Genomic DNA, 19,598 nt, shown 5'->3' with positions numbered 1-19,598 from the left:
GCATCGGGGGGGGGGGGGGATTTATGCCGATGGCTATAAAATCACATCCACCGCTGTACTAATGTCATGATTGTGTCTTTTGCCTTTTCTTTTTCTTCATTCGTATCTAAAAATAATGAAGCCGGACTGATGTTCAATGCCTCGCATATTTTTAAAAGCGTATCCAAACTCGGTGTCCGTTTTCCTGTTTCAACATAGTTAATCATATTTTGTGAAATATTTGCTCTTAAAGCCAATTCAAGTTGCGACAAACCTTGCTTTTCCCGCTCTTTCCGTAAATTGAGAATAACCTTTTGCTGTTGTTCAAGAAGCACACTCATTTATTCAATTTTAATAAAATATAGTGTTGCAGCAATGTTATATCGTGTGCTATAATTATAAATATAGTGTTATTAAGGCAATAAGCCGGTAGATGAAAAGGAGGGAATATATGGGAAATGTTGTAGGCAGCTATGCCGTAAGAGCTGTTAAAGATTTTGAACCTGATCTGGAAGAGTCCGTTGAGAACTCTCTTCTCATGCAGTATGAACGAGTTATTATCGAAAGTATCATTAACTCCTTCGGATTGGATTTTATTATAAAAGACCGGCATGGCGGTGATGTAGATACTATTCATAATGTCAGGCAAATCGGTACTGACGATAACATGACCTATAAAAATAAAGCAAATGCCGAAGCCTATGAAAAACGCGGAGCCTACAATTCAGCAGACTATCATAGCGATAAACGGTACATCGAAAAAAACCGTGCTATTGCTGAACAAAGAAAAGCAGGAACGCTGAAAGATGCTTATACGGGCGAAGATATTCCTGCAAACGGCACAAGCGATCTTGATCATGTTGTGTCCGCAAAAGAAATACATGATGACAGAGGCAGAAGCCTTGCCGGTTTAAAAGGCACTGACTTGGCAAATAGTGATGAAAATCTTCAAGCGACAAACCGGCGCACTAATCGGACAAAGAAGGCCGATGATATGGATACTTTTTTAGATAAGTACAGCAGTGAATATACGGAAAAACAAAAAGCAGCCATGCGCCGGAAAGATGCAAATGCCAGAAAGGTATATGAACAAAAACTTGCGCGGGCATATTATACCGGTTCTCAATTCCGCAAAGATGTTGCATTTGCAGCAACCGGTGTCGGCTTAGGTATGGGTGTACGGCAAGCGCTCGGATTTGCATTTACCGAAATCTGGTTCAGTATAAAAGACGAACTTAGTCGATTCTACCGACAAGCAGATTTTAAGTTTGAAGAATTTTTCTCTGCAATAGGAAGCGGTATCAGAAACGGATGGGAAGCGGCACAACGAAAATACAAAGAACTTTTTTCAAAATTTCTACAGGGAGCAGCAGGCGGTGCAATGGCAAGTTTGACCACAACGCTTTGTAATATTTTTTTTACTACTGCGAAAAATACGGTTAAAATAATACGCCAATCATGGGCTTCGTTGGTAGAGGCATTTAAAATTTTGTTTATTAATCCTGACGGCTACCTTCCCGGTGATAGAATCAAAGCTGTGGCAAAGATACTGGCAACAGGAGCAAGTGTGATTACCGGTACCTTAGTAGCAGAAGCGGTAAGCTCAAGCGGCATCGGCGCTATCCCTGTCATTGGATCAATTGTACCGAGTTTTTGCGGAGCATTTGTTACCGGTATTTTAAGCTGCACCTTCCTGTATTTTCTTGATAGGTCTCCTCTCATACATAAGCTCACCGATTTTTTTAATGCACTACCGTCAATGCAGCACATTGTCAATTACTATAAACAGCAAGCTGCATATTTTGCAGAGTATGCGGCAAAGCTTATGGAGATTGATATCGAGCAATTCAAAAAAGAAACAGCACTGTATATCAGTCTTGCCTCCAATTTAGAAAATGCAAAAACAGAGCAAGAATTAAATACAATGCTTTACAAAGCTGCTGAAACAATCGGCATGAAAATACCGTGGCACACGCACAGCAGTTTTGATTCTTTTATGAAAGATAAAAATGCCCGTATGGTATTTGAATAATGTTTCACTGCACCCGTTGCGGCGAATGCTGTAGAAATGTGGATAAGTCCCATTTATATACGAACTTGGATAGAGGAGACGGCGTATGTAAATATTTAGACGGAAATATATGTACCATCTACAATGAACGGCCATTATTATGCAGAGTGGATGAATCTTTTAACCGGTATTTCAAACATACTATGAGTAAAGAAGATTACTATACGTTAAATTATCAAGCCTGTCAGATGCTAAAAGAGCAGGCAAAAAAGTACAGGAACCATAATAGATAGGAGGAGATTATGCCCATACCATTAATTCTCGGTGCTGCTGCAGCTGCGGCAGGATTGATAGGAGCCGGCGCCGGTATTCACGGTGGAATAAAAATGAAAGAAGCGCATGACACAATAGAATCTGCACAAAGGAGGCACGATAGAAATAAGCGCAGATTCAAAGAAAAACAAGAAGCTGCAACAAATGCTATGGATACTTTAGGAGAACTTGAACTCAACACCTTGAAAAGTTTTAAACACTTTCAAGCATTGATCGAAATAATACAAAACCGTCCGAAGTTTAAACCGTATGAAAAAAACGGCGTGAAGATCCCTCCGTATGATAAGGAAAAGATAAAAGAAGTTTCCGTCGGTGCTGAAATATTACTCGGTGGTTTAGGCGGTGCCGGCTTAGGAACTGCCGGAGGGCTTGCCGCTTCGGGACTTACTACCGGAGCGATTATGGCATTTGGAACTGCCTCCACCGGTACTGCGATTTCAACTTTAAGCGGTGCTGCGGCCACAAATGCAACCCTTGCAGCCTTAGGTGGAGGAAGTCTCGCGGCTGGCGGCGGTGGAATGGCGCTGGGAAGTCTAATACTCGGCGGTGCAACCTTGGGAGTCGGGTTACTGGTAGGCGGTATTATTTTCAATATTACCGGTAGTTCCCTTTCCGATAAGGCAGATGAAGCATGGGCTCAAATGAAAAAGGCTGAAAATGAAATCGACTCCATTTGTCCCTACTTAGATGATCTTAAAAATATCGCAGAACGATATAACGCTGCTCTTATCAAAGTGAAAAATATCTACGATTCTCATATCAAGCTGTTGTATTCCATATTTAACAGCCAAACCGCTATGTATAACACAATAGATTGGAATAATTTTACACTTGAGCAGCAGGTAACTGTACATAACACGAGTTTATTGGTAGGCGTCCTTTTTAATATGTGCAAGGTAAATATTGTAAACAAGAGCGAAACAGAAGGCGAGAAGCCCAGTATTAATAAGTCAGATATAGAACAAACACTGCAGGATACTGAAACGTTCTTACAAGCAAAAAAGCTAATAGCTTAACATAAGGAGATACTCATGTATTTAAATCGACTTTCAGGAGAACAAAAAGAACTGTTTCTGGACTTATGTATTCATGCCTCGAAAGCGGATGGAATATTTGCCGAGGAAGAAAAACAGTACATACAACAATACTGTATTGAAATGCAACTGGAAACCGTCCGCTATTCTGCTCAAAATGATTTAGAAAGCGTTATCAAAAAAATTACGGAAGTCAGTACAGATATTGACTTAAAGATTATTTTGTTTGAAATATCTGCACTGGTCTTATCGGATAATACTTTCGATAAACAAGAACAGAATTTAGTAGACAAACTTACTGCGGCATTCCAACTTGGTGCAGATTTTAAAGAAAAGGCTCTTACACAGCTAAAAAATTTGATGAATGTATATGGAGAAGTCAACCGTCTATTGTTTGAAAGTGTCTGAGCAACTTTCATAACCATTAACCAAGCTAAAATCTTTCTTACTAATCACATCGTGAGGGGTAAAGTCAAAAGCCTTACAGATTGGAATAGTCAGTCCCCCTTGTGCAGGGGGATAGTGTCTAAAATAGAAACCAGTTGGAACAACACCTCGTAGCCGTCTCGCATGGATAGCAAAAAGACCGGCTTAGCATCTTCCGTGTTTATTATCCGTATTTGTATCAACGTTTTCTGCGTTGCTTCCGGCAGCATATCCACACACAGTACCGGATTTTGTGCCGCACACAATGTGTCCTGCGGTTCAACTGAATATGCATCAGAGAGGTGCCTGCTAAGAAGTTTGGTTCTTATTCCACCGGCGCACCCTCTTTCCACGATTCAAAAATATACTCACGGGATTGATAGAAAAAATCCGTGTTATAATTTGAAATTGCCCCGTCAATCCATGACGAATACACAGAGACCAATGTGTCAACAATAAAATCAATAGATTCGTTTTCTGCACAAATATCTTCAATAAGGCGTTCGTATACTGCGCCGATTGTCCAATAATCCGGAACTGCATAACGGCACCGTAAAACATTATCAAAGTCTCCGGATGTTATATTATAAATGGATATAACTTCATCGGCAATTTTTTCAATCGGTTCGCAATGAAGCGTGTCTGCATCTTTATAAAGTCTTTTTATATTGTTTTTCCCAAGTTGATTTACCAGTTTTGATCGCTCAATTTTGCAGAGGCGGCCGATATATTCAAAAAGACTGCACACATAAAATAACGAACTATTATTTTTCATCATACACCTCATAAGCCGCCTTGAAAGTCAATGTTTCCAATGCTCGCGCTGTATGAAAACTTATCTGATGGGTCGGTTTCTTGAACTTTGCAAGTTCCCAAAATGCAGATCGGGAGATTTTACCATCAATGAAATCCTGAATATAATTGAAGATAGTATCGTTCGCCATAGGGCATTCCACTATGTCATAATCATGAGATTTTCCTCCCCTGCAATCAATGATAAAATCAAGCCATTCTTCTGTCATTTCCGGAAAGTTCAACATTTTAAGAGAGAAATTCTGAACATATTCATATTCGTTCACTATTCCTTTTCCGGAGAATCTCACTGCCCATCTTTTAGCCTGCTCGCGCATGAGCGTACAATAAAAACCAAAGTAAAAGTCTTTACTATACCGGAGAATGCGGATTTCCGGGCTTTTTACAACTTCCCGGCTTCCGTGATAAAGTATCATCTAATAGGTTCCTTTGGTAACTATTAAACCTGTCCGGAAACTTCAGTTTCAGAACAGGTTACCTTGAAATGCGATGTTCTAAATCGTGCTATTTGCGCGATTTAGAACTCGTCGACCTATTCGACAACGCAGTTATCGAATAGGTCGATTATAATTGAGATTTGTCTTTCTGAAAACATACTGTATTATCTGTAATTTGAACAACGGTTTGTTTGAACCGGTTGCGGCCTCTCGCCTGAGCCGAAGCTGTTGATTGTATAAAAAAACGCTCCAGGAGTCTACAAGATTGAGTCGTTTATACTCTGTAGTCTTTTCGGAAAGCGCCCGTTGTTACCGGTTCCATCATAATTTAGCGGTTATTTCCGTATCCAGCTCATTAAACAGCTCGCGAGCGGAACCATAGCGTTTTGCAGGTATTTTCCCTGCAATAATGCCTCTCGCTTCTTCTATTGCCGCTTCGGTTTCAGCATTAAAGCGGGGTTGTTTCACCTCAAAGGGCAGTCCCCCTTCCATAATGGACTTATGAAGAAAAATAGAGATCGCATCCGTTACGGTGATGCCGAAGCTTGAGAAAAGCTGTTCCGCATTTGCTTTTGTTTCAGGATCAATTCTGATAGTAATATTTGCCGTCTTTGCCATGAATAGTGCCTCTTGATACAGGAGTTTATACCATTTTGTACGAACAAATGCAATACAATGTATAACACAACTCACCTCGATTTGCTAAAACATTTATTTGCTCCTCTCTGTCTTTTTTATAGAAATTTGATATAATAAAAAACAATTATCAATGAATCCTCTATGGAGTTACGTATGAATATTTCAGATGAATATAGACTCAAACTCACACAGTTGACTGACCTTTTTGAAAGAAATAGAAAACAGTACAATACATCGGCTTATGACGAAGCAAATACCCGTACCGATTTTATTGACAAGTTTTTTGAACTTTTAGGCTGGGATATAAGGAATGAACAAGGTTATTCCGAACAATATCGGGAAGTGGTGCGTGAAGACAAGGTAACGATAGCCGGAAGGGTTAAGGCTCCCGATTATGCCTTTAGAATAGGAGGGGTGAGGAAGTTTTTTGTAGAAGCGAAAAAACCGAGCGTTAACATTAAAGATGAACTTGAACCGGCGTTTCAGGTAAGGCGGTATGGGTACACGGCAAAACTCCCCCTGTGTATACTTACCGATTTTGAAGAATTTGCCGTGTACGACACTCGTATAAAACCTTCGCCTTCCGATAAACCAAGTACAGCCCGTATCTTTTACTGTACCTTCGATGAGTACCATAAACATTTCGATTTTATTTTTAACACTTTTTCAAAAGAAGCAATTTTAAAGGGCAGTTTCGATACCTATATTCAAGAGAATAAAAACAAAAAAGGTACTTCCGAGGTTGATAAGGAATTACTGAAACTTATTGAAAACTGGCGGACGGATATTGCAAAAAATATCGCACTGCGTAATCCTTCGCTCAATATTTATCATCTAAATACTGCCGTACAAAAAATTATCGACCGAATCATTTTCTTGCGAATTGCGGAAGATAAGGAAATGGAAGAGTACGGCACCCTTTTGGGAATCTGCGGGTATCTACGTCGTTACGGCACCCAAAATAATACTCAATGTACTGTCAGTACACCTCCGTTTATTTTGGGTGCCGTGCCTAGTAGCTGTTCCACATATTCCCAAAAGACCTTTGATTCACATGAAACCGAAAGCGGCACAGTGTATCAAAAGCTGCAAGCTGTTTTTGACAGGGCTAATGCAAAGTACAATTCGGGACTTTTTAAACCGCATGATTGGCTTCGCAATTTGACTATTGATGATGCGGTTCTTTCTTCTATTATAAATGGACTGTATTACCCCGAATGTCCGTACGAGTTTTCTATTTTACCGGTTGAAATACTCGGCAATATTTACGAACAATTTTTAGGAAAGATCATTAAATTCCGCAATGTGAAAGGCGGTCACACTGCGCTGATCGAAGAAAAGCCGGAGGTAAAAAAAGCCGGCGGTGTGTACTATACCCCACAATATATCGTCCGCTACATTGTAGAAAATACCCTCGGCGTAAAAATGAAGGGGCAAAGCCCTAACGCTATTGCGCAGCTTAAAGTGATTGATCCCGCCTGCGGTTCAGGCTCCTTTCTTGTTGAAGCGTATCAGCATCTCTTGAATTATCATTTGGACTATTATTCAAGCGAAAAGGAGCGGAAGCAGGCTCTGAAAAACAGCCTTATTTATGAAACAGGGAAAAATGTCTATAAACTCACCATTGAAGAAAAGCAGCGTATTTTGCTGAATAATATTTACGGAGTGGATATAGACGGTCAAGCTGTAGAAGTTACCAAACTGTCGCTCTACTTAAAGCTGTTGGAAAATGAAGGGAGCGAAACGCAAGGACAGTTATTTAAGTTTTCGGATATGAAGCTTTTGCCCTCGCTCGATTCAAATATTAAATGCGGCAATAGTCTTGTCGGTTCCGACTATTATAACGAAAAAGATGTAAGCCTTTTTGACGATGAAGTAATGCGGAAAATCAATACCTTTGACTGGGATAAAGAGTTTCCGGAAGTCTTTGCTCAAGGCGGTTTTGACTGTGTGATTGGGAATCCGCCGTATGTGAAAGAATACACGAATCGAGACTGTTTTGAGGGCTTGCGCTCTCATCCGTGCTATCAAGGAAAAATGGATTTATGGTATTTTTTCGGATATCAGGGGATCGTCTTTTTGAAAGATGATGGGCTTATCGGTTTTATTGCTCCGAATAACTGGATAACGAATGCAGGGGCTTCTATTTTTAGAAATTTTATACTCAATAATGCTCGCATATTGCAATATGTAGATTTCGGTAATTATAAAGTTTTTGAAAACGCTTCAATTCAAACAATGATTTACATTATGCAGAAGACGAAAGATGCCGAAAATTACGCCGTTCCCTATTCCCGCCTTGATAATGAACACTCCGCAGTTTCGGAAGTGATTGATTTTCTAACGAACGATACAAAAGGTGCAAACACTCATTTTATCGCCCGCATAGAAAAAGCACAGTGTGTTGATAATTATATTTTGTTCTTGAATCCCAAAATTGCAGAAGTATTGCATAAGATACAGGCAGCCGGTACTACTTTTTTTGAAAAAGATGAAATTAGCACAGGAATTGATGTCCATCAAGATTTTTGTAATGAAAAGTCTGCTGCTACATTAGGTAATACGGCATTACAAGGTGCCGGTATTTTTAATATCACAACAGAAGAATATGAATCTCTGAAGTTACTGCCCGAAGAAAAAACATTAGTAAAACCGTTTTACACTTCAAGTGAATTACGTCGGTATTTCGGTAATGCTAAAAATACACTTTGGGTAATCTACACTGATTCTCAATTTAAGAATAAAGCAGCGATGAAACCCTATCCGCATTTAAAAGCTCACCTCGATCGTTTTGCAAAAGTCATTACGTCAGACAATAAACCGTATGGATTGCACCGTGCAAGAGATGAGCAGTTTTTCAAAGGTGAAAAAATCGTTTCATTACGAAAAACCGCGGAACCGTGTTTTACCTACACTGATTTTGATTGCTATGTTTCACAAAGCTATAATGTTATTAAAACCGCACGCTTTAATCTAAAATTTTTAACGACTCTTTTAAATTCCAATGTGATTAAGTTCTGGCTAAGACATAAGGGAAAAATGCAGGGTGATAACTTTCAAGTAGACAAAGAACCGCTACTTGCAATTCCGCTTATATCGGTCTCCAGTGAAGAACAAACCCCGTTTATCAATCTTGCCAACCAAATGCTTGAAACTCAAGGCAGATTGCAGCAAGCTCCGTCTGATGAGGATAAAAAGCTCTTGGAACAACGGGCGGCAATTATTGATAAGCAGATAGATAAGGCGGTATACCGGTTGTATGGGCTGACGGAAGATGAGATAAAAGTGGTGGAGGGTGATAGTAAATGATTAACGATGAAAAACGTCGCGACTTATAATCAGGTCGGTGTTAAAATTGAGGGATTAAAACGGCTTAATTATTTTTTTGGAAATAATGGATCGGGAAAATCTACGATAGCAAAATATTTGCAATCGCTTGTAATAGGTGATTTAGAAAATAAATACGTATCATGTTCCAAAGATAGCGATGATCCTATGCAGGAAGAAATCCTTATATTTAACAAAGATTTTGTTGAGAGAAATTTTAGGCAAAACCAAACCTTAAAAGGTATCTTCTCATTGGATCAAAAGAATGCTGAAATTGATAAACAAATAAAAGTAAATGAAGAAGATATTACTCAAAAACTTCAAAAAAAGCATGATATAGAAGAAAAAAACAATGAAATTGATCAGCGAAATAATCAACTTAAAACAGAATTAACAGAAAAATGCTTTAATAAAAGAAATATATTTAAGTCCTTTTCAAAAATAAAACTTGACTATTCAGGAAGTAAGAAAAATAATTTAGAACACGTTGAAAAAATTATTCAGCATAACAAGATTGAAAAATCAAAATTTGAACATCTAAATGATTTATATAAAAAACTTTATGAAGACAATTTAAACAACATTGATCTTTCACTTGATATACAGCTGTTTGATAAGTTATTACAAAAGCATAATAAACTATCAGTATTATTGCAAGAAATTATTATAGGTAAAGAGGATGTACAGTTAGCAAAATTGATAAATGATTTTGGTTTAAAGACTTGGGTTTTGCAAGGTAAAACATTTCTTGAGAAAACAAAAACAGTGTGTCCATTTTGTCAAAAAGAAACGATAGACGACGATTTTATTTCGCAGTTAAATAATATTTTTGATGAATCGTCGCAACAAAAGATATACGAAATAAAAAATGAAAAAAACGTTTACGAGAATATATTCAAAGGGGTGTTGCAAAATATTCAATCCGTATATGAAAAATATAATGCTAAAAATATCGTTTCAGATCTTCAAATGAAATTAAAAACTATCTATGATGCTAATCTAAAAATAATAAGTGATAAAATCAGTGCGCCGAATGAAAAGAAAACACTTGATAATATAATAGAATCATTTAAGGATAAACTATTACAGATTAATGAGGAGATAGAAAAGAATAATGCTCTTGTCAACTCTCTTGATACTCAAAGAAAATCTTTAATAAAACAAATATGGGATTATATTGCTCTTGAATGCAAAGGAGATATTATAAAATATCAAGAAGATGTTAAATCAGCTATAGAAATCATCACTAGAAATAAGACGGAAATTGAAAAATTACAAATGGAAGTGCAAGAATTACGACAAAAAAATGCTGATCTAAGAGGGAAAACTATTAATACTAAAGAAGCTGTTGACAATATAAATCAAATTTTGAAAAATTCAGGGTTTATTGGGTTTGAAATTTGTGAACAAACTGAAGAAAATAATATCTCCCAATATTATTTATCAAGAAATTCGGGGGTAGGCGAAGATAAAGTATTTGATAGTTTGAGTGAAGGTGAAAGTAATTTTATCTCATTTTTATATTTTTATCAACTTTGCCTCGGTACTACAGATATTAAGAGAAATTCTGCAAAAAAGAAAATAATTGTTATTGACGACCCTGTCTCAAGTATGGATAGTCAAGTATTATTTATCGTTTCAACATTAGTAAACAGGTTAACAGCCTACAGGGGTAAATCAGAAAAACAAGAATTTCTGAATAGAAATATTTGCCAAGTTTTTATATTGACACATAATTATTATTTTTATAAAGAAGTTGCAATGCAAAAGCGGCCTATATGTAAATCACAACAGCATTATTTAATTGAGAAGAACGATATTAACGAAACCCATATAAAACAACGTGGATATAAAGAATATGATGACTATGCATTAATGTGGCAAACAATAAAAGAAGCAAAAGAAAAATTATCTGATGACAACAAAGAACAAAATATTCTCCTAGCGAATTTATTTAGACGTATTTTAGAAAGCTATGCTAACTTTATAGGGCTTGGTACGGATTCTTGGGCAACTATTCTGGCGGATAATGACAAAGATAGTATGGAACATCATTTGAAAGCAGCTTTTATTTCAATGATCAATGATGAAAGTCACAAAGTTTCGCCATTTGATAATTTTTATTTTCAAAAGATTCATAATGCCAATCCATCAAAGTTGTTTGAAGTATTTGAATCAATCTTCAATACTATTGGTAAAGAGCATTATGATAGGATGATGAAATCCAATAAAGTATAATTACAAGAGAAGGTGCATCTCCCAATGTCTTACGAAACAGTTATTGAACAAGTAAAAATGCTGCCGGAGCCGCTTTTAGCATCCGTGTCGGCATTTATCAAATTGCTTGAAGCAGAGCAAACTTGTAGGGTTACGGAAAATTATACTAAGCAAACAAAACCGAAAGATAAGCAAGCATTCTTTGCGTTAGCAGGAAAAATCCATCTGGATCAAGATGCAGTAACCGAATTACGCGAGGCAAGTTTGATATGATTCTGGTAGACTAAGACTTTTTCGATTTCTTTTAAAAAGAGATGGAAAAGCGAATTTTAGCCACTATAAAGGCGTCAGCGAGGGAGTTTGGTCTTTTATTCCACCGGCGCTCCCTCTTTCCACGATTCAAAAATATACTCACGGGATTGATAGAAAAAATCCGTATTATAATTTGAAATTGCCCTGTCAATCCATGAAGAATAAACAGAGACCAATGTGTCAACAATAAGATCAAGAGAGTTGTTTTCTGCACAAATATCTTCAATAAGACGCTCGTATACTGCGCCGATTGTCCAATAATCCGGAACTGCATAACGGCACCGTAAAACATTATCAAAGTCTCCGGATGTTATATTATAAATGGATATAACTTCATCGGCAATTTTTTCAATCGGTTCGCAATGAAGCGTGTCTGCATCTTTATAAAGTCTTTTTATATTGTTTTTCCCAAGTTGATTCGTGCGGAGGGTTTAATACCCTGACGCTTTGCGTCGTAACAAAGGGTATTAAAACCGACTGCAACCACCTTATAGAACACACAGTGCGAAACATTGAGCACTGTGCCCCGATGCTCTGCATCGAGGTTGTTGATTTACCAGTTTTGACCGCTCAATTTTGCAGAGGCGTCCGATATATTCCAACAGAAAGGCGAGTTTCCGAACAGGTTTAATGTATTTCCCTTCCGCACGAATGATGAGTGTTCAAAACGAGCAGGGGCACTACGGTGAACTGCGTAGGGTTAGCGATGGGAGCTGCGCCGCAGGCGTTCCGGAACGAAGTGAAGGAATGGAGCGGTAGCGGAACAGCGGACGTAGCGACCCGAACGGAGTGAGGGGAACCCCAAATAAAAAATCAAGGTTTATTTTTCACCCGCTAAAACATCGCTACTGCATGGAACCACTGCCATCCTTGGCAGTAATGGACGGCGAGTTTGCGCAGAACCGCCTAGGATGGCGGGCGTATGAAGCAGAAACGATCTTTTACCAAAATTTTATTTTTGTAAAACTCGCGAGTTAATTTACACCACGGATGGTGTAAATTGACGATGCCACTTATCATCGTATGCGCGTTCCGCGCATCAATGCAGCAACTTCCAAAGCTTATACTTTGTTCAGTTACTGCATTTTAAGGAACGGAAGTGTTAAAAATTAATCCGAGTTTTTAACCGGAGTTAATGAGGATAAAACGAGGCAATTTAAATTGTTTGTTATACCAATCTCCAATTATGAACAAGCGGGTTCGAGAATGCGATTAAAGAATGCATCAAAAATGATATATTGCGGGAATACCTACAAAGAAAATCACGGGAGATCATCAATATGTTAATAGCTGAATATGATTACGATACTGATATTGTCGTACAAAGAGGAGAAGCAGGAAGAATAACTTTCGCCGAAGGCAGAGAGCAAGGGATATCACAAGGTTCCCGCCAAGCAAAGCTCGAAACAGCAAAGCTATTAAAACAGCTTGTTGATTCTGTACAAAAGATAATGCAGGTTACCGGATTAAGCAGAGCTGGTGTGGATGGCGCCTAAAAGCGAAGCTCTCTATTTTATAGAACACCGTATTCCGAATATCATATTCCGCTTGGAAATTGCCGATTTTTTAAGATACCTCGGGTTTTTTGATCACTATACAAAAGAAAAGATGAAGGTAAAAGGTTATGTCCGGTATATGGATGACGTACTACTGTTCACCAATACGATGCAGGAAATAAAGGCGATGTTCAAAATCGTGCTGTCTGTACAACTTTGGACTCATCGACCTGTTCGACAACGAAGGTATCGAACAGGTTGACTATGAAAGGCATTACCGGTACTCGGCATTTACCGCTGCAAGCGCGGGGAGTAGGTTGTCGGTAAAAAACCGGTCTTCAATCGGGAGATTTGCCGCAGTTCTGCCTAAATACACATCCTTACGATTTGCCCCGTGAAAGTCGCTGCCGGCGGTAACAATCAGCCCGAGATTTTCGGCAAGCGCTTGCAGGCGGACACATTCGCCGTAGCGCGCTCCAGAATGCCATGCTTCAAGACCTACTAAGCCTTGACCTTTAAATTGAGCAATCGTTTCGGGTAGTTTTCCCCACGAAAGATAGAGCGACATCGGGTGAGCCAAAACGGGAACCCCGTGTGCAGCTTTAATCGCTTCTATCGCTTCCGTAAGCGGTAAACACTCTTTTTCAATATAAAACGGCCGTCCTTTGGCTAAATATCTCAGAAAGGCGTCTTGAATGGATTTTGCTTTCTTTTCTTGTACAAGGTACTTTGCAAAATGAGGTCGCCCGATTACCGTTCCTCCGGCTATGTTATGCAATTTTTCTTCATCAATTACGATTCCTGCCTCAGAGAACTTTTTGATGATTTTGCGGTTCCGTTGGAGACGTTTTTCCTGCGCATACTGCATAAGGCCGCAAAGTGTTTTATTTTTAATATCGATTCCCAGCCCAAGCAAATGTAATTCCCCGGGTTGCCATTCAACACTGATCTCTATTCCCGGTAAAACACGGATACCGAGCGCTTCCCCTGCCTGCTGGGCTTCCGCAACCCCCGCTACGGTGTCGTGGTCGGTAAGGGCAAACAGCGAAAGCCCCGCCTTATGTGCTTCCGCTGCCAATTCCGTTGGTGAAAAAGTGCCGTCGGAAGCAGTGGAGTGCGTATGTAAATCTATCATAACAATCATTATAACAAAAAGATGTATAATGCACTAGGTTTTTTTAGCGAGGTGTGGTATAATCATCAAAGGTAGTTCTTACCGTTAATTATTTGAATAAATATATGCGATCCCCTTTAAAAACTGAAGTTTTTAGAGCTTCCCATATATGATTACAGTTGAGAACTGCGTGTGCTACGGAGGACAAAATGCCAAAGGCTGTTCAATACAGCGCAAATTCAGTAATTTATTTTTCAGGCGATTTTGATGCTCGAGTATTTTTGCTGCATAGCGGACATATTGCACTCAATTCGCTCGATATTGAAACCGGCGCGCAGGTAACGGAATATATTAAAACCGGTGAATTTTTTGGGGTGAAATCCGCACTCGGGAATTATCCGCGGGAAGAAAGTGCAATGGTTTTAACCGATTCGCTCGTATATACCTTCTCGGTTGCCGAATTTGAGAGCTTTGCTCAAACAAATACTCGTATTATCCTTCAAATGTTGAAGGTTTTTTCCAGACAACTGAGAAATATTCATCATCAACTTGAATCGTTAATGGATAGTAAACAGCAAACGAATAACGAAGACGGTTTATTTACAGTTGCAACAGCCTTTTATAAATCGCAGCATTATCAAGCGGCAGCCCAAGTAGCAGCACGCTATCGGGCGCTCTATCCGGCAGGCAAGCACTTGGCAGCGATTAGTCCGATTATTGCAAACTCGACACAGATGGCAGGTCGCAGCTTTGGAGAAGCCCGGCAGCAGACCAACATGAGCAGTATTTCTTCCGGGCAACCTACATCATCAGCTTCCATTCCTGCGAGCGGCCCCGTTCAACAGGCTCAGCCCGATGATGCTTCAGTAGATTTGAGTTTTCAACTTGCCGAAGATCTTGCAAAACAAGAAAAGTGGGCTGATGCATACAAGCAATATCATACCATTATTGAAATGAAACATGGTACGAAACTGGAGGCAGCTTATTTAGGAGCTGCCCGTTGCTTATATAAACAGGCAGAATATGTGCGGTGTATTCAGCTTGGTACGAGCTTTATTACTCAATTCCCCAAATCTTTAAAACTTGCAGAAATTCTGATGTTCCTCGGTCTCTGCTATCAAGGTATGGAGCGCCCCGATAAGGCATTGCCGTTCTATGATAAAGCTTTGACGATGGCAGGGCCTCTGTTGGTACCCAAGATTAAAGAGCTGCAAACCGCATGCGAAGGAGCTATTCATGCCTGATTTATTTGCCTCGTTTGCTCGTTTTGCTAAAAAGTTTCCCAAAGGTTCCGTTATCTTTTCCGAATTTGAACCCGGCGCTTCCTTCTATTTAATTCAATCGGGGCGTGTTCAACTGATTAAGATTATCAATGGGGCAGAAAAAAATCTTGATATTTTACAGCAGGGTGAAATCTTCGGTGAAATGGCTGTTTTGGATAATTCTCCCCGTTCCGCTTCCGCGATTGCGTATGACGATGTCGTTGCCCTCGAGTTTAATAAGGAAAACTTTGAAATTCTGTTAACCGGAAATCCGGCCATCGCAATGCGCCTGTTAAAGACTTTTGTCAAGCGTATTTACGTTCAGAAACGCCGATTCATGATTTTGACGATACAGGACAATATCGCTCGTGTCGGTGACGTATTCTTGATGCTTGACGAAACGCAGCCCGATCTTGACCGCTCAACCCAGATGCGTACCTTTATCATTACGCCGGAAGAAGTTGCCCGATGGGCGGGACTTTCTGCAGAAGCAACAGGCGATGCACTGCGTAAGTTTGCCGATCAGGGACGATTGGAAGTATACGGCGACCGTATTATCGTAAAAAATATCGTTGACCTTGCCCGTTTTGTAACGACCCGACGCTCAAAAGATAACTTTTTCGGCTAATTATCGGTGATGAAAGAACAGACATTACAAGGCAGTATCCGCTCATGGAAGACCATGCAGGACGCTTTTTCCTCTTTGAGGGAAGAGCGTTTTCCGTATCATATACACGGGCTTTCAGGCGGTATATTCGCTTTTTTCTTAGCCGAATATGTCCGCCGTTTCGGCACTAATCTTTGTATCGTTGTACCGACGGAAAAAGAGATAGAAGCTTTGCGCGCCGATCTCGATATAGCGGGATTACAAGCGCAGGTTTTGCCGTGGTGGGGCAATATGGCATACCGGCCGGTACAAAACTCGGCGCCGGTATTTGCGGAGCGTGCTCAAGTTTTGGCCGAACTCTGCGCCGGTTCGTCGGTATCCGGCGCGGTATCGTCCGGTATGACGACAAAAGCGGTATCCGGTGCGGCGGTCTCCGGCTCAGCGGCGTCAAATTCGGCGGCAAGCACGGTAACGGTGATGACCCAGCGGGCATTTTTAACGCCGGTTCCGCCGCCCGACTACCTTAAAACACTCACCTGTACTCTCTATAAAGGTAAGGAAATCGATACGGAGAAAATAGCTTCGCTGCTGGTGCAATGGGGCTATACACGGGTGCCGCGGGTAAGCGTCCGGGGCGAGTTTGCGCTCCGTGGCGAGGTACTCGATATCTGCGCCGCCGCTAACAAAGGGTCGCAGCACACCGCCTACCGTATCCAATTTGATTTTACTACTATTGAAAAGATAAAGTCCTTCGATATGCACACGCAAGCCTCGGTTGAAGAATTTGACAGTCTTACGCTCTATCCGATGAAAGAGGTTATCTGGGATGATGAGCGGATCGCCGCGCTCGAACGGAATTTACCGCAGATGCCCGAATTTACCGCCGAAGGTACGGACAAGCTTATTGCGCACTTAAAAGAACACCGCGCCTTTGGCGGTGAAGAGCTTTTTTATCCGCTCTGTTTTGAAAAACCTGCAAGCGTCCTTGATTATCTTGAGTATTTGCATGGCGGCGCTGCGAAACCTGCGGTTCTTCTGTACATGGACTACGACCGGCAGCGGAACGCGGTGGAGGCGCTGGAGCGGGAGTATCACGGCTTATATAACAAAATCACCCGCGCAATCGACGACGACATCAAGCATAATCTTTTGATTACCGAATATCCCATGCCGCAGCGCCTTTTGCTGCCCTTTGCGGAACTGACCGAGAGCTATCCGCAGAGTCTTTTCCTCCGGACGCTGAAAGAAACAGACGAAACCGGAGCGTCGATTGTGTTTAACTGCGACCCGCCGCGCAGCTTTTTCGGCAATATCGTGTACTTAAAAGAAGAACTCACCCATTTGCAGCAGGAAGGCTGGCGTATTTTTGTGTTTGCGGAAAGCGATGCGCAGGCGCTCCGTATCGGTGAATTGCTCAAGGATATTAAAGCCACCGTGCTGCCGCTCACGCTTTCTTCCGGCTTCGGCATCCCCGAGCTGAAAATACTCGTTATTCAGGAAAACGAAATTTTCGGCAGGCGGCGGCGCATCCCGAAATCGGTTAAGCAGGTTAAAAGCTCGGTTATCGATACCTTTGTGGAACTCAACCCCGGCGACTATGTTGTCCACGTCAACTACGGTATCGGGCAGTTTAAGGGAATTGAGCGCGTTAAAACGCTGGGGCACGAACGCGACTATATCAACCTGCTGTATGCGCAGGACGAAACGGTGTTTATCCCGATCGAGCAGGCGAACCTCGTGCAGCGGTATATCGGCAATGAAGGCGAAGCGCCGCGGCTGGATATCATCGGGTCTAAGGCGTGGGAAAACCGGAAAAACAAGGTTAAAAAGTCGGTTGAAGATATCGCCGATAAGCTCATCGACCTGTATTCCCGCCGTAAAGCTGCCGCCGGTTTTGCCTTTGCGAAAGACAACGAATGGCAAACCGCTTTTGAAGCCGCCTTCCCGTATGAGGAAACGGAAGATCAGCTGACTTGTATTGCCGATGTAAAGACCGACATGGAAAAACCGATACCGATGGATCGGCTCATCTGCGGCGACGTCGGATACGGTAAGACGGAAATTGCGATGCGGGCAGCTTTTAAGGCGGTGATGAGCGGGAAGCAGGCAGCCTTTTTAGCCCCGACCACCATCCTCGCGGAGCAGCATTTTGATACCTTTCAAGAACGCTTTCAAAAATTTCCGGTCAAACTCGCACGGCTGTCCCGCTTTGTTTCCAAGGCTGAACAGAAAAAAGTGCTGACCCAGCTGAAAAACGGCGAACTTGATATTGTTATCGGTACACACCGCGTGATTCAGAAAGACGTGCAGTTTAAAGATTTGGGGCTGATGATTGTTGACGAGGAACAGCGCTTCGGGGTTAAAGACAAGGAGCGGCTCAAGCAGATGAAGACGAATATCGACTGCCTCTCTTTGAGTGCGACCCCCATCCCGCGTACCCTGCATATCAGCCTCTTAAAAATCCGCGACATGAGCCTTTTAACCACGCCGCCGCAAAACCGCCGTCCGGTGGAAACCGTTATTTCTCCGTTTGACCCTGAAAAAATTGCGCAGGCGATCCGTTTTGAAGTTGACCGCGGCGGGCAGGTGTTCTATCTGCATAACCGCGTAGAAAGCCTCGAAGAAACGCGGTATAAGATTCAACAGCTCATCCCCGAAGTGCTTATCGATATTGCGCACGGGCAGATGAGCGCAACCGAACTTGAAGATATTTTCCGCCGCTTCAACATGGGCGGCTTTCATGTCCTCATCGCTACTACCATTATCGAAAACGGTATCGACATCCCCAATGCGAATACCATCATCATCGACCGTGCCGATATGTACGGCGTTTCGCAGCTGTACCAACTGCGCGGCCGCGTCGGACGTTCCGACAGAAAGGCCTATGCGTATCTCCTCTACCCCGAAAACAAGGCGCTTTCGGAGGTGGCGATGAAGCGGCTGCAGGTTATCTCCGATTTTACGGAGCTCGGTTCCGGCTTTAAAATTGCGATGAAGGATATGGAAATCCGCGGCGCAGGGAATCTGTTGGGAAAAGAGCAGTCAGGCGATATTTATTCCGTCGGCTTTGACCTTTACCTTCGTCTGCTGGAAGAGGCGGTGGAACGGCTGCAAAACGCCGGTTACGAGCCTGAAACGGAGCCGGTCATAGAGCTGGAATACACGGGCTTTATCCCCGACAGCTATATCCGCGTGCCGGAAACAAAGATGGAAATATACAAAAAAATCGCCGCCGTCCGTACCGCGGAGGAGCTCGACAGGCTCTACGCGGAGCTGTCCGACCGGTTCGGCCCCGTTCCGGAAGAAGCGGAAAGTCTGCTTTCCCTTGCCGAAATTAAAATTATCTGTGCAAAACTCGCAATCGCCTCGCTTAAAGAGCGGAACGGAACCGTGCGCATCACCTTTGCTAAAGTCTCAAAGATTTCTATCGATAAATTGCTCCGCATGATAAAAGAGTCGGCGGGGCGGGTTAAACTCGATGCAAAGCAGCCGAATGTCATCATGCTCGAAACCGGCTCTATCGGCTTAAAAGAAAAGAGCGAATTTATCAGCGAAAAACTCAATCAGCTGACATAAACCACCGAAAGAAAG

The 19,598-nt window shown here is 41.6% G+C and carries 16 protein-coding genes and 1 pseudogene; 11 read left to right on the top strand and 6 right to left on the bottom strand.

Annotation, left to right across the window (positions count from 1 at the left end; genetic code table 11):
• Nucleotides 1–41: 41 nt before the first annotated feature.
• Nucleotides 42–320, bottom strand: a complete 279-nt coding sequence (locus ABK01_RS03545) for a helix-turn-helix domain-containing protein (protein ID WP_253676260.1) — start codon at nucleotides 318–320, stop codon at nucleotides 42–44.
• A 110-nt stretch (nucleotides 321–430) separates the two neighbouring features.
• Between ABK01_RS03545 and ABK01_RS03540 the strand changes: the two genes are divergently transcribed.
• The 3 genes from ABK01_RS03540 (at nucleotide 431) to ABK01_RS03530 (ending at nucleotide 3,765) form a co-directional block, all read left to right on the top strand.
• Nucleotides 431–2,011: a hypothetical protein gene (locus ABK01_RS03540; RefSeq protein ID WP_253676259.1), complete on the top strand. Its 1,581-nt coding sequence runs from the start codon at nucleotides 431–433 to the stop codon at nucleotides 2,009–2,011.
• Nucleotides 2,012–2,292: 281 nt separating this feature from the next.
• A complete protein-coding gene (locus ABK01_RS03535; RefSeq protein WP_253676258.1) occupies nucleotides 2,293–3,339 on the top strand; it encodes a hypothetical protein in 1,047 nt (348 codons plus the stop codon).
• A 15-nt stretch (nucleotides 3,340–3,354) separates the two neighbouring features.
• On the top strand, nucleotides 3,355–3,765 hold the full coding sequence (locus ABK01_RS03530; protein WP_253676257.1) for a tellurite resistance TerB family protein: 411 nt from the start codon (nucleotides 3,355–3,357) through the stop codon (nucleotides 3,763–3,765).
• A gap of 89 nt (nucleotides 3,766–3,854) precedes the next feature.
• On the opposite strand, the gene ABK01_RS03525 is transcribed toward ABK01_RS03530, so the two are convergent.
• From ABK01_RS03525 to ABK01_RS03510, 4 genes are all read right to left on the bottom strand, one after another.
• Nucleotides 3,855–4,049 (bottom strand): hypothetical protein, encoded by a 195-nt coding sequence (locus tag ABK01_RS03525; RefSeq protein WP_253676256.1) that lies wholly within the window; start codon nucleotides 4,047–4,049, stop codon nucleotides 3,855–3,857.
• 59 nt (nucleotides 4,050–4,108) lie between these two features.
• Nucleotides 4,109–4,561, bottom strand: a complete 453-nt coding sequence (locus tag ABK01_RS03520; protein WP_253676255.1) for a hypothetical protein — start codon at nucleotides 4,559–4,561, stop codon at nucleotides 4,109–4,111.
• Complete coding sequence (locus ABK01_RS03515) at nucleotides 4,548–5,012, bottom strand: DUF3990 domain-containing protein (protein ID WP_253676254.1); 465 nt, start codon at nucleotides 5,010–5,012, stop codon at nucleotides 4,548–4,550. Before ABK01_RS03515 ends, ABK01_RS03520 begins: the two co-directional genes overlap by 14 nt.
• Nucleotides 5,013–5,354: 342 nt before the next feature.
• Entirely contained in the window at nucleotides 5,355–5,651 is a 297-nt protein-coding gene (locus ABK01_RS03510) for a type II toxin-antitoxin system RelB/DinJ family antitoxin (protein WP_253676253.1), read from the bottom strand.
• Between the two features lie 174 nt (nucleotides 5,652–5,825).
• On the opposite strand from ABK01_RS03510, the gene ABK01_RS03505 reads away from it, so the two are divergent.
• From ABK01_RS03505 to ABK01_RS03485, 5 genes and pseudogenes are all read left to right on the top strand, one after another.
• Complete coding sequence (locus ABK01_RS03505) at nucleotides 5,826–8,981, top strand: Eco57I restriction-modification methylase domain-containing protein (protein WP_253676252.1); 3,156 nt, start codon at nucleotides 5,826–5,828, stop codon at nucleotides 8,979–8,981.
• 6 nt (nucleotides 8,982–8,987) lie between these two features.
• The gene (locus ABK01_RS03500) at nucleotides 8,988–11,237 is read left to right on the top strand and encodes an AAA family ATPase (protein WP_253676251.1); all 2,250 of its coding nucleotides are present in this window, start codon (nucleotides 8,988–8,990) and stop codon (nucleotides 11,235–11,237) included.
• A 24-nt stretch (nucleotides 11,238–11,261) separates the two neighbouring features.
• A complete protein-coding gene (locus tag ABK01_RS03495; RefSeq protein WP_253676250.1) occupies nucleotides 11,262–11,489 on the top strand; it encodes a hypothetical protein in 228 nt (75 codons plus the stop codon).
• Between the two features lie 1,232 nt (nucleotides 11,490–12,721).
• Nucleotides 12,722–13,024: pseudogene (locus tag ABK01_RS03490) on the top strand (hypothetical protein); the annotation flags it as partial.
• A complete protein-coding gene (locus ABK01_RS03485; protein WP_212566082.1) occupies nucleotides 13,014–13,286 on the top strand; it encodes an RNA-dependent RNA polymerase family protein in 273 nt (90 codons plus the stop codon). The pseudogene ABK01_RS03490 and the gene ABK01_RS03485, both read left to right, overlap by 11 nt.
• 12 nt (nucleotides 13,287–13,298) lie before the next feature.
• Here the strand turns inward: ABK01_RS03485 and ABK01_RS03480 are convergent, their stop codons facing one another.
• Nucleotides 13,299–14,159: a PHP domain-containing protein gene (locus ABK01_RS03480; RefSeq protein ID WP_253676249.1), complete on the bottom strand. Its 861-nt coding sequence runs from the start codon at nucleotides 14,157–14,159 to the stop codon at nucleotides 13,299–13,301.
• A gap of 188 nt (nucleotides 14,160–14,347) precedes the next feature.
• Between ABK01_RS03480 and ABK01_RS03475 the strand changes: the two genes are divergently transcribed.
• The 3 genes from ABK01_RS03475 to mfd are packed head-to-tail and all read left to right on the top strand — an operon-like array spanning nucleotide 14,348 to nucleotide 19,583.
• Nucleotides 14,348–15,382 (top strand): cyclic nucleotide-binding domain-containing protein, encoded by a 1,035-nt coding sequence (locus ABK01_RS03475; protein WP_212566080.1) that lies wholly within the window; start codon nucleotides 14,348–14,350, stop codon nucleotides 15,380–15,382.
• Nucleotides 15,375–16,028 carry a Crp/Fnr family transcriptional regulator gene (locus ABK01_RS03470; protein WP_212566079.1) on the top strand — a complete coding sequence of 218 codons (654 nt, stop codon included), beginning with the start codon at nucleotides 15,375–15,377 and terminating at the stop codon, nucleotides 16,026–16,028. Before ABK01_RS03475 ends, ABK01_RS03470 begins: the two co-directional genes overlap by 8 nt.
• A gap of 9 nt (nucleotides 16,029–16,037) precedes the next feature.
• On the top strand, nucleotides 16,038–19,583 hold the full coding sequence (mfd, locus tag ABK01_RS03465; protein WP_253676248.1) for a transcription-repair coupling factor: 3,546 nt from the start codon (nucleotides 16,038–16,040) through the stop codon (nucleotides 19,581–19,583).
• Nucleotides 19,584–19,598: the final 15 nt, after the last annotated feature.

The sequence above is a fragment of the Treponema sp. OMZ 305 genome, from assembly GCF_024181325.1.
Lineage (GTDB): Bacteria > Spirochaetota > Spirochaetia > Treponematales > Treponemataceae > Treponema.
This window is presented reverse-complemented; position numbering and strand designations above follow the sequence as displayed.